We start from the raw sequence: 14,853 nt of genomic DNA on the forward strand, positions 1-14,853 counted from the left end.
TGCGGTGATTAATTAAGTTGCCAGATCGCAAAGTTTAGGGCCGAAGCATAGCTTATCCAAAGCAGGTAGGGCACAAGCAGTAAGCCGGCTATCCAATTCTTCTTCCAGAATAGTAACAGAGTAAAGGCAATGGCAACCCACAACAGTAAAATTTCGGCTAAACCAGTTGAAATATAGTGCTTTCCGAAAAATAGCCACGACCATATCGCATTGAGCCCTAACTGTACAAAAAACCACTTGAATTCGTAATCAGATAGAGAAATCGAATCCATCCGCCAAACGAGCCAGGCCGAAGTACCCATCATAATATACAGGATGGGCCAAACTATAGGAAAGACCCAGTTTGGTGGTGTCCAGCTTGGTTTTTGCAATAGTTCGTACCATGTGCCAGGTTCAAATTGTGCCCCAAATATACCGGCCAAACTGCATACTATAATCCAAACCGGTAAACCTGCAATTTTTTTCATGCTCATCTATCATTTTATTTGATATCAATAACAAATTCTAAAGTTATTATAAGTGATTATAAACAAAAATCGTTTACTCTCTATTTGTTAAAATTCCTTTTCGTGGTTTGCAAATGTAGTTTCCTTATTTGTCCCTTTTGACTAAGCAAAAAAGGTTAAATACTGGATTAAAGTCCGTTTAGAGGCTGCAAGGTTTTAAAATGAGATGAAAGCGAATGCTTCAGATTATGATAGTGTCAAGGGTGCTTTTTTTAAGGAAGGGAAGAATTGTTAGAATCATTGATGTTGGAATGTTGAGGCATTCGAAGAGGATAAAGAACAAATTTAAGCGGCTATTTCTGCTATGGAATACATATTACGGATAAAATAGAAGCTGGCAAGGCAGATCGTGACAAGCATATCTCAGAAATAAAAGCCAACAAATTTTCAGACCAGCATAAAGAGAACTTTATATCAATTTCACTTAAAAGATTGGCCGGCGGTGTCCTTATTGAAAACTCTTGAACAAATGACCGCCTGGCTTGCAGGGAATACCATAATCCTCATGAGGTGAAATGGGAGGAGCTATATAATTGAGTTACACTCATTATCCAGTTAATCTTCTTGATTCTTAACTCTCATTATGTATCGGCCCCCTCATTCATTGCTGCGGAGTATACCCCTGTTTTCGAACCACTACCATTTCTTTTTGTTGGTTAAATAGGATTCAAGTTTTGCTGATAATTTTATGATTGTGCATAGGATATCGATTAATGGTCATTCAGTTTGTAGTAGGCGATTGATTTCTTTAAACGTTCAGATTGGCTCATCAACTCGGTAGCCGAAGCGGCCAACTCTTCACTTGATGCCGCACTTTGTTGTGCCAGCGTATTCAGCTGTTGAATAGAGTCATTAACCTGATTAGCACCTTTACTTTGCTCCTCACTGGAAATAGATATCTCACTAACTAAGTTTGATGTTTTTTCCATTTTGGGAATAGTTTCAGACATTACTTCTCCCGCATTTGAGGCTCGTTTATAGGCGCTTTCTGTAAGTTCTACAATCTCGTTACCTACCGTTTTACTTTTTTCAGCAAGCATTTGCACCTCTGTAGCAACAACGGCAAACCCTTTGCCCGCATCACCGGCCCGTGCAGCTTCAATAGCTGCATTCAGTGCGAGGATATTGGTTTGTAAGGCGATTTCATTAATCTGATTGATTCTATCTGTGATGGTTTTATTAGCTTCGATCACCTTTCTTGATTTTTCATTTACATCATTCAGCCGGGTATTAGCCTCTCGCGATATTTTATTTGTTTGTTGGGCATTTTCCGCATTTTGGTTGATCGTTGCTGATACCTGTTCCATAGTACTTGAAATTTCTTCAACAAATTCTGCCTGTTCATTAGAACCTTGGGCCATCTGATTGGAGGTAGCTTCGAGATTTTGGCTGATCTCAGATATTTGATTCGATTCTCTTTGTACCCCGAGGATAACTTCTCTGAACTGGGAAACAAGATTTTCTAAAGCTCGGGAAATATCACCGATTTCATCTCTTCTCCGCAAATATTTTTCAGGAATATGAATATCCAAGTTACCCTCTGAAAGTAACCGAATCTTGTTAACTGTTTTTCGTAAAGCACCAGAAATAGCCTGTGAAAGTAATAAAGATATGCCAATGAACAATCCGAGGCTTATGGATAGCACCAGGTTAATAGTCTGTTTTAACTCAGCCAACTGGGTCCGAGCATTGTCAAACGCTTGGTCTACTTCTTGGTTCGAAACCTTCCCTAAAAGACCTTTAAGAACTTTCTGTTCATCGATCATTGCCTGGACTTTATTGCTAACCTCTTCCGAGTAATCCTGCTCTATCATCATTTTTGATGCGGAAGCACCGGTGCTATAGTATTTATTAAATGACTGAATAGTACTGTCCAGTAACGTATAATTATTATCGGCCTTTATTGTTTTCGCACTGTCGGCCAGTTCCCGAAATTTTTCTGCTAATACGTCTGTACTTTCAATCATGCTTATATCCTGGGCAGCTACAGCATCCTGGAACTTTTTCTGGATCTCGGACTGTGTAGACTCCATGCGATTGGTCAGATCGTTATAGGGGATGTAAGAGTACTGTACCGTATTCAATTCCTTCCCGATAGATTCATTACTCCATTGCGTAGTGTAATAAATTACTCCAACTACCATTATGAATATGGCGGGGAAGATAAGAATTTTGTACCTGAGTTTTATACTGTTGAAAATATTCATTGTGCTGTAGACCTAAAGTTGCTTATAAAATCTTTTATGATGTATCCTTGGCCTGGTTCAGGCAAATGGTTCTGTTCGTTTTGTCTCCGGATGATGAATAGAGTGTAGATCACAACACAAACGCTCATATAATACGAATGGGTTGTGATCCGTACACTCCAAAATCATTGTTTAGTTGATGGTTAAGACTTTTGCACCTGAAGCATCAGTTGATTCGGATATATAACCAACGGCTCCGGGATTGTTTTTTACAAAAGTGATAACTTCAGCTTCACTTGAACGCTCGACGGGCGCCGTACCGGCACCGGAAAAAGCTGCTTGCTGCCAATAACTTCTTATGGCACCAACATCCCGCCCGAGAATTTCATTTGAAAATGCTTTCCGAGTTCCAGAACTCGCTTTCAAATCTACGGGAGTGATGGATGATCCATCGTCCCACTTCGTTTTATTTTTCAGAAAAATTTTGGATAATTCTTTTTTAGAAATTGTTTCTGTGGCATTTGCTTCATTTACAATTACTTTAAATGACTGTGCTGTAGCTTCAGTAGCAAAGGCAATCAAGATAACGCCCAATAATGTTGTTATAACGTTTTTCATCTTTTTATAACTTTAGATATTAGAATGAGTAAATTAATGTGCCAACAAAGCCATTGATATCGCCACTGGAGTGTTCATATCGCATGTACTCAAGCTTAAACGTCTTTGTAAAATTCGGCTTGTAGTTTATACCTGCAGTATAGCGTTTGTAATCAACGTCAGCAGTTTTTTGATCTTCATATCTAACATAAGGGGTAACCTTATTGATACGATGATTGAGTTCTATAAACCCTCCTTCTAAGTCGGTAGCACTGCCGTCTATTTTGAGATCAGAATACCAATATTCACCTACTAATTTAGTGTTGTTATACTCAAATTTGACATTAACACCATAGCTGAACTTCTCAAATAAGCTTTCTTGAACTATTTGTGCGGGATCTGGTCCAATAACCCCGGCCGGAACGTTAACGAGTAGTGGAACGTCCTCGTCATTAGGTTTGAAGGCACTAAAACCGACATCAATATTTGATTTATACGAAAAGCCCACTCTACCGCCTAAACCAAAGTTATAGGTTTTGCTATAGGACGGATCTAATGTAGCGCTGCTACCAATTTGATCTTTAAAGTAGTTAACTTCATCTCCGAAGAATCTAACAGCTCCGGTTCTTAGCCAGGTAGAATTGCTATACCCACCGGCAAAAAAGTCGTAATTGACTTTGAAATCGGATCCGATTGCTCCATTAAAAGAGCCTCCATCAATGGTAATGGGGTAAAATTCATGATTTGTTACCAAGATAGGAAGTGTTGCACTGGTATTTACAGGAGCGTAATAATAGGTATTTGTGGGACTTAACGGCAACAGAAATCGGCCGGCTTTAAAATTGACTTCGTCTGATATAGTGAGTTCGCCGAAAGCCTCGTTTAACATCTGGTCGATCTCAAAATTGGGTCGATAAACGAATACGCCTTTAATTCTAAAATTAGATTTGGGCTGATAAGACATTAAAATTCCCGCTTCTGAGACAGCTGCGGAATAATTTAAATCATATCCTTCCAGCTCATCAAAATAGTTGATTTCGGTTGAAATATATCCCGTTATATTTGTTTGTGGCTCCCAACTGCTTTGTGAGAAGGAAATATTGGCGCCCACAAAGAGCAGTAGTAATGTGATGATTGGTATCTTTAAGTTTGTCATAAGAAATTTGAATTAAGGGTTGTTCAGCTGACAAACAGCTTTGCTGCTTATGTAGCATAGGGGAGGATGTGAAGAATCGAGTTCTTAGTCACTCACTATTTTATCCGCCCAAAAGCTATTTGTTCACCTAAGGTTATTTTGTAGGGTTATCGGGGCCTTTATATTTTTCTTAAATAAATTTTTAGCAAATAGTTCATGTCAGTACGATCTGAACTATTTGCGAGAGATGCGGAGAGGCTGTAAAATTGAGAATTGTAATGTATACAGTATTAACCCATTACTGTAAAACCGTTAAGAATGAATAGAATCCTGAATTGTAACCCCCTGACAATTCGAAGATAGTAATCGTGCACTGGCTACAGAAAAAAGCAAGTACTTCGTGTGCCAGAATATCATAACCAGTTGACTTGACCGTCAGGGAAAATTTAATGATAGGAATGTAGCAAGAACTGTTTTTTTACCAAGTGTATTTGTATGCCGGATAGTTTTTACTGGTAGCTATATATAGCTAACTGAACTTTGCTTCAATTTTTTGTCTCTTCTTTTTAAAGGCAATATGATAATTTATGTGATCAATGAGAATAAAGGGTGAACATATTATATGCTTTTATTGCTCGCTTTAGATATACTATTGAAGGAGATCTTATAGCTATGCCTAATATCGGTTATAGTATTTTTCTATCAGAAAACAATTTATATGAATAAATGATTTGGTTAGATTAAAACAGATAAATAAAAAAACTGATAAACCAAGCATTGTATGGATAAAGATAAAACTCAGAACACATCAAGTAGCAATGAAAGCAAATGCCCATTTCATAATGGGGATTCAAATGAAACCGCTGCCGGTGGTACAAAACTCGATAAATGGTGGCCCGAAAGATTAAATGTGGATATGCTTCGCCAGCATTCCTCCAAGGGCACCCCAATGGATGAGGATTTTGATTATGCGGAAGAATTTCAAAAGCTTGATTTCGAGGCCGTAAAACAAGATCTACATGATCTGATGACCGATTCGAAAGACTGGTGGCCCGCAGACTGGGGACACTATGGAGGTCTCTTCATTAGGATGTCGTGGCATGCTGCAGGTACGTACCGTGTTGCCGATGGTCGCGGTGGCGCTTCTGGTGGTCAACAACGTTTTGCCCCTCTGAACAGCTGGCCGGACAACGCCAACTTAGACAAAGCGCGTCGCTTGCTTTGGCCTATCAAACAAAAGTATGGTCGCAAATTGTCATGGGCAGACTTATTAGTACTGGCCGGTAATGTTGCGATGGAATCAATGGGCTTTGAAACATTTGGTTTCGCCGGTGGACGCGAAGACGACTGGGAGCCCGATACTTCTGTCAATTGGGGTTCCGAAGAAGAGTGGTTGGATGATGAGCGACATGACGAAGAAGGTAATCTAAAAGGACCACTCGCTGCTGATCATATGGGGTTAATCTACGTAAATCCCGAAGGACCGAATGGAGAACCGGATCCCGAAAAATCAGCTCACTTTATCCGACAATCGTTTGCACGAATGGCAATGAATGACGAAGAAACGGTTGCGCTCATTGCCGGTGGACACACCTTTGGTAAAACCCATGGGGCCGGACCATTAGAACATAAGGGACCAGAACCTGAAGCGGCCGATATCGAAGAACAAGGCTTTGGCTGGATCAGCGACTACGGTTCAGGTAAAGGCGGAGACACAATCACCGACGGTGAAGAAGGTGCATGGACCAACGACCCTACAAGTTGGGATTTGGGCTTCTTTGAAAATCTCTTTGAGTATGAATGGGAGCTAACGAAGAGTCCTGCCGGTGCATATCAATGGCAACCAAAAGATGGAGCAGGAGACGGTACCGTACCCGATGCTCATGATCCAGATAAGAAAAATGCTCCGATGATGCTGACCACGGATCTTGCTCTGAAAGTAGATCCGGAGTACCGAAAGATTTCCAAGCGATTCTATGAAGATCCCGATGAATTTGCGGATGCTTATGCACGTGCATGGTTCAAGCTTATTCACCGTGACATGGGCCCCAAATCTCGTTATCTCGGACCGGAAGTTCCTGAAGAAGATCTGTTATGGCAAGATCCTATTCCCGAAGTTGATTACGAGCTGATTGATAACAAGGATATTGAAGTGCTTAAAAATAAGATCCTCGATTCCGATCTGACCGTATCCGAGCTTGTTAAAACGGCTTGGGCTTCGGCTTCAACTTATCGCGATTCTGACAAGCGAGGCGGTGCCAACGGTGCTCGCGTTCGACTTGCTCCTCAGAAAGATTGGGAGGTCAATAATCCTGAACAATTAGCCAAGGCGCTTGAAGTACTTGAAGGCATTCAGGATGAATTTAACAATGCTCAATCAGGCGATAAGCGCGTTTCACTTGCAGACTTGATTGTTCTCGGCGGTGCTGCTGCTATCGAAAAAGCAGCCAAAGATGCAGGTCATGAGATAGAAGTACCTTTCGCTCCGGGACGCAATGATGCGACGCCAGAGCAGACGGATGAAGATTCATTCGAATGGCTCAATCCCGATGCTGACGGATTTCGTAATTATTACAATCCAAAGCACAATGCGAAGCCTGAAGAACTGTTGGTTGATAAAGCCCAGTTGTTATCGCTTACGCCCCCTGAAATGACAGTACTTGTAGGCGGGATGCGTGCCTTGGATGCTAATTATGATGGTTCTGATCACGGCGTCTTTACCGAAAAGCCGGAAACATTGACCAACGATTTCTTCGTGAATCTACTTGATATGGATTATACTACGGAGGCGACTTCGGATGATAAACTTCTTTTTGAAGTCAAAGATCGTGATACCGGTGATGTCAAGTGGACAGCTACCCGTGTTGACTTGATCTTTGGGTCACACTCTGAGTTGCGTGCTTTAGCTGAAGTTTATGCTTGTGAAGATGCAGAAGAGAAGTTCGTAAATGACTTCGTTGATGCATGGACCAAAGTCATGCAACTGGATCGCTTCGATCTGGATTAATTTTAGCCAAGATGCTAATGGTTCTTATTTAAATAGAACTTTAAATAGCAGATTTGGTTAACATTTTAGAAAATGTAAAAGGGCAGCCTGCTTATCAGGCTGCCCTTTTTTATTTTTAACTTTTCGAGTTAATCCTGAAAAATTTGTTAACCTTAATTTCCAGAGTTGCTTTTTTCTGTTATTGTAAACGTTTTCAACATATTATGCTCAGCCGGCTCAGGTACTTCGGCAATCCATGCATAATCTCCCGGCTCCAGGGTCACATGGAAATAAGCGATTCCACCCTCAGCCATTTCCATGGTACCACCCATAAACTGTGCTCCTTCAGGAGCTCGGTCAACAAGGCTACCGGGTTGCCTCCAATCCATCCAGGTTGCGAGATTGCTAAGCAGTTTCTCATCTTCTTTATCATTTAATTTTACCAGTTGTACATTATGGCCCTGGAGATGAGCATAAGACTTCTGATCCTTGAAAATAATTTTAAAGGTATGACTTCCTTCATTTAAGTCTTGATCAACCTGAATTCCTTCCGTGGATGAAATGGTTACAGTATTCGTGAGGTCCGGTTCTTCAGTGCCAGAGGTTTCATCAGTAACGCTTATATGTTCAAGCATGCCGATATACGAATGGAATATCTCTTCTTCATTCTTCACGTAGCATTCAACGATATATTCACCCGGTTCCAGGTGGATGGTGGTTTTAGATGTGGTTCCGGCTGTGGTAAATCCTGGTCCCCCCATGGTTTTTGCACCGGGATCAAAAAACCAGGGAGCTTTCTCCGAAATGGTGGCGATCAAACTATCTGTAAATTTATCAAAGTTGATTTCACCATCTATATATGGATTAAACTCCATTTGGAATGGTTTTGTGATGCCTTTAAACCAATGATTAAGAATTGATTCATCGGCCGATTTTGCAGCCTCAATTCCTTGTTCCGGAACTTTCCAAATCAAAAAGAAATGGTCATATCCTGACGCATTATTGAATTGAAATGTTGTCCACCCTGATGAGATTTCATTAGTGCTCATCTCAAATAGATGCTTATTCTCTTCGGCGTCGTGAGTAGCAGTTACTTCTACCACACTCTCACTTTCTGTGTCAGTATCGTTACAAGTTGTCATTAGCACTATACTTGATAGTACTAAAGCTAAGGTTAGCGTAAATGTTGCTGGACGTTTGATAAATGGTGAAATGTACATATATCCCCTCAATCTATTTTATAGTTAGTATCAATATAGATACCATTTTTCGTTTGAACCTGCAATTAGAGCAAATCTATAATCTTTCCAACAGGTTTCTTTCTCTGTATTAAATAAAAAAAGTCCTCTTGGCATTAACGCAACTTCGCAGTCAATTGAGTGCTTAATAGCTTTAACTCTACGAAGCAGCCGCTTTCATTCGTGGTTTAATCTTGTCCAGATGCTTTTGCTTTAACTTGTGTATACAGGAAAATAAAGCAGCGTTGATTTTTTTAATGTACTATGGAAACTGGGATAGCTGATTATTGCTTCTGAAAATCATATCGAAATAGCAGGGCTGATACGAGAAACAGTGTGATGAAAAATCCATTTATACCTATGATGTGGAAAACCGTGCTGGGAGGGGACTGGTAGAATCCACCGATTAAAGCAATAGCAGCCACCAATGCCTGAGCGAGCGCCATTGCGAACATTGTTAAAGCCATTCCCTGTGATTGAAAACGGGCCATGAGCGCACCGATGATTCCTACAAAAATAACTCCGAAGTATAATAAGTTTATGGGATTATCCTCCGATCCAATGATGCCCACCGCGAGATTAGTCCAGATAAGAAATAGTCCCGTAAAAAGTGCAAAACCAACAGCGATCTGGTAAATAGTTTCATCTGACTTTCTCGTTATCAGTTTATGGGTAAGGCCAGTGCCAAATAGGAGAATCCCGGCGAAAATGAAATCATTCAGCGTCCAGACCACTTCTTCGGTGAATTGCATTGCGGTAAATGGAATCATTAATATTAATCCGGTAACGAATGCAAGGCTGGCTATGGATTGGTATAAGTTACTATCTGTTTTCATGAGAATTACCTTTAGTTGGTTATCTTTATTTAAAAGTACTTTGAATTACAAAGTTAAAGAGTAAAAAATATTTTGACTCTGTAAGATTATGTTTCTTTTGATCGAAGTCTGTATCGGGTGATAAAGTACCATCCTGTACCGGCTACAATTAGTAATAATGGAATGGTACCCGGTTCATCTTCTACAACTATCATGAATATCAAAAACGCAACCCCAAATACAATGGTCAGTATCGATAACAGGGAGTGTGTTTTTAGTTTTTTAGTGTTTACTTTTTTCATATCTATTTTGATTTGTTATTTCTGTGATTTAATGATCTCCTCCAAGACGTTAAGGTGTTCTTCAAACGCATTCTTTCCCTCTTGGGTCATGTAATATGTGGTGTTGGGTTTATTGTCGATAAAAGATTTTTCTACCTCCACAAAACCTTCTTTTTCTAATTTTTTAATGTGCGTTGCCAGATTGCCGTCAGTAACATCCAGCAAATCCTTCAGTGATGTGAAATCAAGTCCATCATTTACCGCTAACACAGACATAATTCCAAGTCGGACACGGCTTTCGAATGCTTTATGTAGATCATCGATCGATATTTTCATTGATAGCTGTTTTCACCGTTCGTACTTCAAATGCATATAAATGCCGTAGATTATATGGGCAACTCCAAATCCCAGGGCCCAGAGAAGTAAACCATACTCAACAAACCAAGCGCCCGCTAATCCCAGCCCCATCTGGATTAGGCCTAAAAATTTCAGATCATCGTACGTAAATTTACTGGCAGTATATAAGGCAAGGCCGTAAAACAGGAGAGTTGAAGGGGCAATCAATCCTATAAGTCCTTTTGAAATTAACACCAATATAAAAATTCCACCTGCTGCCAAGGGAACTGCCATGTTGACTAACATTTGCCGTGATGGGATATTCCATACATTTTCATTCCTCTTATTAGCTTTTTTCCAGGAAAGAAAAATGGCGGTGCCTATAGCCAGAACCAATATGGTAATGGCTAATAATATGATCATTGATAAGCTTGAAGAATTAAGGGAATTATAGATAATTTCATCGGGATTAAAATTGAAAATACTATAAGCAATATAAGCTCCTGCTAATCCATAAATCCCGGCCATTACCCCTGCCAAACCAGAGAGCGACAAAAATTTGGAAGACCGCTCCATCATGGAGCGTATCTCGGCTAAATCTTGAATATAATTTTGTTCTTCTTTCATACAAAGTACTTTTTATTTCAAAGTTAATACTAAAATTGCTCTTATACAATAGTTGCCAGAATTATTAAGTATTTTCAGATTTATCTGTTCAAGAAGGTTTAAGCAGTCTGTAGATTAATACATCTAATATTGATTGTCAGAGGATAACCACCTTGTTTCCTGTTTAATAGTACACCCTAAATCTTACAACTAGTCCCATATCAAAGAGGGGACAAATATTCCCGTGGATCAATCCATCGATAATCTGATTTACGGACTAACTCATCGAGAAAGTATTTGTGGCCAGCTCCGACTATAATCAGTGCTCGTTTGGCATCCTTTTCTTTAATAGCATCCTGCACATTTGTAAACATCTTCTTATTTCTGAGCCAATAATTGTCCACCTGTCGACTTCCTACGCTGTCGCCATCCCAAACGATACGCTGCATTTTCTCTTCGTACACCCAATACTGTAGCCCTGTATGTTCTGGAGAATTTTTCTTGTAAAGCTCCTTTAGGTAATTATCGATATGGCCGTAGCGGGCTGCATACGTTCCTCGTATTGATCCCACTTTCGGAATCATTGGCCAAAACGTGTAAAGCGCATCCAGTCGCCCGCTGTATAGCTGATCTTTGGCATATTTTCCAATAAACCATTTGGCATCCTCTCCCTGATAGTCAAAACTCGTCAGTTCGCGAACTTCTCCAGCGTATGCTACGGGATGTCCAATTCGGACACTCTCGTGTTCCCTCCAGTATTCAGCCCACTCATTGATTTCCTTAAACTTCTCAACGGCTTTACAGTTATTTGTATTCCAGTAATAAAGGGCATTTGCATGATCATATTGCAAAAAGTAGCTCTTGGCTAACCGGCAGGGATCCGAAGGCCAATCCGTAGTATGTCGATACGCTTTAATGATGGAATCCGCCTCGCTTATACTCATATTCCATTGGGAGGCGTAGTTCTTTACGTTAAAGTCTTTGCGATAGTCTCTTCCTTTACCTCTTGGATAGTCTGCAGGGAGATATTCAACTGCTACCAGATCTGGATCGTATGTTGCAAGGGATGAAGTGACACGCTCAATACGAGGCGAGTCAACCTTCTGTTCCTTTTGGGCCAAGTGTGAGGTTCCCAGAATTAAGACAGATGTAGAACCGGAATCAGGAGGCGCAGAGTCTGCATAATATTCGAGATTTATATCAGCTTTTTTGGGTAGTAGTTCTTCTACCGGAGTGGGTGCGGAGAAATAGGAACAAGATGATGCTATAAAAAAGGCAACTGTCAGAATAATTAAATTTCTAAAGGGCATATAGTTAATTTCTTGATGTTGAAATTAGCATTTCAAAAACTTACAGAAGTAACAGTTGTTTTTTTCGAAAGGGAAGGCTCATTGTTGCACTTTAGTGTAAGCATAAGAAACAGCCGACTATTTCCAATCAACGGTTCCTACAATTTTTTCCATTGTTTTTTATCTTGTTATTAGGTGTATTATAGACTATTAAATAAGGACATACGAAATATTGTTAAGCTTGATTAAGTAACGAATGGAAAGGTAAAAAGCCAGAAAGAGACAGAAGAGGGCAAGGCTTGTCCACGTTAATGCACAGGTTACAGGCTTATTGGATTAACTAATTATTTAATTCTATAAGTAATGCCAAATCTGATAAATCGCGAAAACCTTTCTCTATTGCCTCCAACTAAATCACCGGAATAGTTGCGAAATCCATAAGAATAGCCCGTCGATATTCCCCAGTTTTTATAATAGACTGTTAAAGATGATCGAAGTCTAAAATCGGTATTGGCGTGATTCCTTTCACGATCAGTTTTTACAACAATATTATTGTTTGTTGTTGCTTCTCCTTGTTCTCTGCTAAGGATATTGAATCCTAATTCAGGACCCATAGTCAGATCAATATTTAGATCGTTAAAAATGAATCTTCGACCAATGTTTGGATATAAGGTTATAAATCCATTTTTAAATGTTGTTTGACCGGATGCAGAAGATGGAGGATCAAGGAATTCTCCAGAGACATCATTTATGTTAACTCTACTTCGTAATAACTCATATCCTGCTTGAAGACCAAAAATTAATTTATAGTTAGTAATACGTTGAAGTTGAGCAGAGAATCCATAAGAAAAGGTTTTCTTAGTTCCGTAGGGATTGATTGTATAATTGGAACCTGCATCATTGGCTATAATAATAGAGTTTTTTGTAGCAGATTGACCACCAAAAGAAAACAGTCCAGAGTTCAAATGGACGGAAAGCTCTGAACTTTGCCCATAAGCGGTGGATATAAAAATAAACAGGAGTAAGATTAAACCTAATTTTCTCATAATAGCATCGGTTGATCTCGATTAAGTCCTATAACGGTACTGCGTATAAAGCAGGTACCAATATTAATTCGATTTTCAGTTTACTATTTAGCAAAAGAGAGCGCAAGGTCGGCCCGAGTTAATATATTGATCAGTTGTGTTTTAGTTTTTTCAGTAATCTGGGATTAATAAAGCTCTTGATAATTCTTTCGGAACCATTGTCGTCAAATCGCAATTCAACCAATCTATTGAAATAATTATTCTGACTTACCTTCTTGATATTTAGAACAGTTGTTTTGGTATCAGCCTGTGGCATATCATCTCTAAAAAGGGGAACATAAGGAGTAAGGATAGCAGGGCCGTTCTCATAATCTGTTATTTCTAATATTCTCAGAGATTACGTTAATCTATAACTCGGCGCTGCGAGAAAAAGACAAATTATTCCCAAAATAGTCGAGATAGTATTCTCTGTAAAAGCTTCTATAAAACCTATTTGGCTAGACTCTTTTACAACATTAATTACAGCAAAAACGCCGAAAATATATATATAAGTATCGAAAGGCAGACGGTGCTGTAAACCAAAAAGCTATTTGATAGTTTTTGAGTTTTTTTTCATGATTGGTGAACTATTTTAAACTCTCTAACGGACTTGCGCCTAACAGGCATCTTGAAAAATATTACGTTGATAAATAATGAACGAAGGGCTAAAAAGCTAAAAGTTTGCAAATAAATAGATGAACTTCGTCTGTGGTAATGCGTAGATTGTGTTACTTATTTTCGTCGGTTTTATTTTGATCAATCAGGTTAAACTGTGATAAATGATGAAAACAATGTTTAAAGTGAAACTTTTGCCATTGTTCCGATCCCAATTTCCCAAAGGTTGGATTGGTTTGAACAGCATCGGGGTTGTTTTTGTAATAGGTTAAGTAGTATTGTATTTCTTCTTTTAATATTTCTTTTGCGTGCTCTAAACTTGGATATTGTAAATCTAATAATTCAGTTCCTGCTACAGGATTTATAAAGCCTTTGGGCATGGGGCGATTCGAATTTAAAAAAGCTTGAAGTTTATTCCTTGTGCCTTCTGGTGTATTACATTCAAGATCCAGCTTATCTGTTGACATTCTGAATGAAAAGATTAAGTGTTCAATCATGTGCTGGGCGCTCATTTTTCCCCAGTCAGGATCCATATTTTGATCCAAAGCATCAATGGCTTTAGGCAATGTCTTTTGAAAAAATGTTTTTCTTAAGTCAGGATCATTTACATTAAGTGATAATTTTATTGGTGACATAATACTCAAGGTTTGGATTAACAATAAAATGTGCTGGCATATAACCAGTCCACGAACAAAAATTAATTCAATTTGAGTTATTTATTGTACACAGGCTCTTCTAATATAGCTCTTACTGATCTACCGGTTGAAAACTGTTTACCTCGACTTCTCGGTTATTGGTAAAGGTGTCCATGGAGAATTCAGTTTTCTCGGCGGATGTCAACTCAATCTCATCCCGAATTTTGGTGATTCTTTGCTCTTTGTCTTTGAGGGGGATCAGTTGCGACTCTAACGTAAAAAAAGATTTCGCGCCCGTGTCTTCAATACATGCGTAAATATTTGATCCTCGAAATTCTTCAAAGCATTTGTGAAAGAGCTGGTCGTAGCTGATGGTACGAGTTTTCCTTGTTTTTGAATTGTCCAGACTGATCTCTTCGGTTTCTTCCCCCAATAGAGCTTGTCGGTTATAGATCGAGCTTTTTAGCTGGTAGCTACCTTCCATACCGTCAGAAATATGAACCGAAAAGCTAAAACCGGATTGGTTAAATTTGTCAATTTTGATTCGGTCGATATGGTGCATTT

General features: G+C 39.3%; 14 protein-coding genes. 1 reads left to right on the forward strand and 13 read right to left on the reverse strand.

Annotated features, from left to right (window positions below):
- Positions 1–8 precede the first annotated feature (8 nt).
- The 4 genes from ACQ4LT_RS11815 to ACQ4LT_RS11830 form a co-directional block, all read right to left on the reverse strand.
- Complete coding sequence (locus ACQ4LT_RS11815; protein ID WP_445666259.1) at positions 9–473, reverse strand: TspO/MBR family protein; 465 nt, start codon at positions 471–473, stop codon at positions 9–11.
- Positions 474–1,216: 743 nt separating this feature from the next.
- The gene (locus ACQ4LT_RS11820) at positions 1,217–2,713 is read right to left on the reverse strand and encodes a methyl-accepting chemotaxis protein (protein WP_445666260.1); all 1,497 of its coding nucleotides are present in this window, start codon (positions 2,711–2,713) and stop codon (positions 1,217–1,219) included.
- Positions 2,714–2,884: 171 nt separating this feature from the next.
- Positions 2,885–3,310 carry a substrate-binding domain-containing protein gene (locus ACQ4LT_RS11825; protein ID WP_445666261.1) on the reverse strand — a complete coding sequence of 142 codons (426 nt, stop codon included), beginning with the start codon at positions 3,308–3,310 and terminating at the stop codon, positions 2,885–2,887.
- Between the two features lie 19 nt (positions 3,311–3,329).
- Positions 3,330–4,445 carry a hypothetical protein gene (locus ACQ4LT_RS11830; RefSeq protein ID WP_445666262.1) on the reverse strand — a complete coding sequence of 372 codons (1,116 nt, stop codon included), beginning with the start codon at positions 4,443–4,445 and terminating at the stop codon, positions 3,330–3,332.
- Between the two features lie 760 nt (positions 4,446–5,205).
- Between ACQ4LT_RS11830 and katG the strand changes: the two genes are divergently transcribed.
- Positions 5,206–7,431 (forward strand): catalase/peroxidase HPI, encoded by a 2,226-nt coding sequence (gene katG, locus ACQ4LT_RS11835; protein ID WP_445666263.1) that lies wholly within the window; start codon positions 5,206–5,208, stop codon positions 7,429–7,431.
- A 152-nt stretch (positions 7,432–7,583) separates the two neighbouring features.
- Here the strand turns inward: katG and ACQ4LT_RS11840 are convergent, their stop codons facing one another.
- The 9 genes from ACQ4LT_RS11840 to ACQ4LT_RS11880 all read right to left on the reverse strand — a co-directional run bounded on the left by ACQ4LT_RS11840 (position 7,584) and on the right by ACQ4LT_RS11880 (position 14,851).
- On the reverse strand, positions 7,584–8,552 hold the full coding sequence (locus tag ACQ4LT_RS11840) for a hypothetical protein (protein WP_445666264.1): 969 nt from the start codon (positions 8,550–8,552) through the stop codon (positions 7,584–7,586).
- Positions 8,553–8,932: 380 nt separating this feature from the next.
- On the reverse strand, positions 8,933–9,484 hold the full coding sequence (locus tag ACQ4LT_RS11845; protein ID WP_445666265.1) for a hypothetical protein: 552 nt from the start codon (positions 9,482–9,484) through the stop codon (positions 8,933–8,935).
- 86 nt (positions 9,485–9,570) lie between these two features.
- Entirely contained in the window at positions 9,571–9,765 is a 195-nt protein-coding gene (locus tag ACQ4LT_RS11850; RefSeq protein ID WP_445666266.1) for a PEP-CTERM sorting domain-containing protein, read from the reverse strand.
- 15 nt (positions 9,766–9,780) lie between these two features.
- The gene (locus tag ACQ4LT_RS11855) at positions 9,781–10,080 is read right to left on the reverse strand and encodes a winged helix-turn-helix domain-containing protein (RefSeq protein ID WP_445666267.1); all 300 of its coding nucleotides are present in this window, start codon (positions 10,078–10,080) and stop codon (positions 9,781–9,783) included.
- Positions 10,081–10,092: 12 nt separating this feature from the next.
- The gene (locus ACQ4LT_RS11860) at positions 10,093–10,707 is read right to left on the reverse strand and encodes a hypothetical protein (protein WP_445666268.1); all 615 of its coding nucleotides are present in this window, start codon (positions 10,705–10,707) and stop codon (positions 10,093–10,095) included.
- Between the two features lie 200 nt (positions 10,708–10,907).
- Positions 10,908–11,996 carry a DUF5694 domain-containing protein gene (locus ACQ4LT_RS11865; RefSeq protein WP_445666269.1) on the reverse strand — a complete coding sequence of 363 codons (1,089 nt, stop codon included), beginning with the start codon at positions 11,994–11,996 and terminating at the stop codon, positions 10,908–10,910.
- 323 nt (positions 11,997–12,319) lie between these two features.
- Positions 12,320–13,021: a hypothetical protein gene (locus ACQ4LT_RS11870; protein ID WP_445666270.1), complete on the reverse strand. Its 702-nt coding sequence runs from the start codon at positions 13,019–13,021 to the stop codon at positions 12,320–12,322.
- A 746-nt stretch (positions 13,022–13,767) separates the two neighbouring features.
- Positions 13,768–14,289, reverse strand: coding sequence for a hypothetical protein (locus ACQ4LT_RS11875; RefSeq protein WP_445666271.1), 522 nt, complete (start codon positions 14,287–14,289; stop codon positions 13,768–13,770).
- Between the two features lie 112 nt (positions 14,290–14,401).
- Positions 14,402–14,851 (reverse strand): hypothetical protein, encoded by a 450-nt coding sequence (locus ACQ4LT_RS11880; RefSeq protein ID WP_445666272.1) that lies wholly within the window; start codon positions 14,849–14,851, stop codon positions 14,402–14,404.
- Between the last annotated feature and the right edge of the window lie 2 nt (positions 14,852–14,853).

It is taken from the genome of Fodinibius sp. AD559 (genome assembly GCF_052712805.1).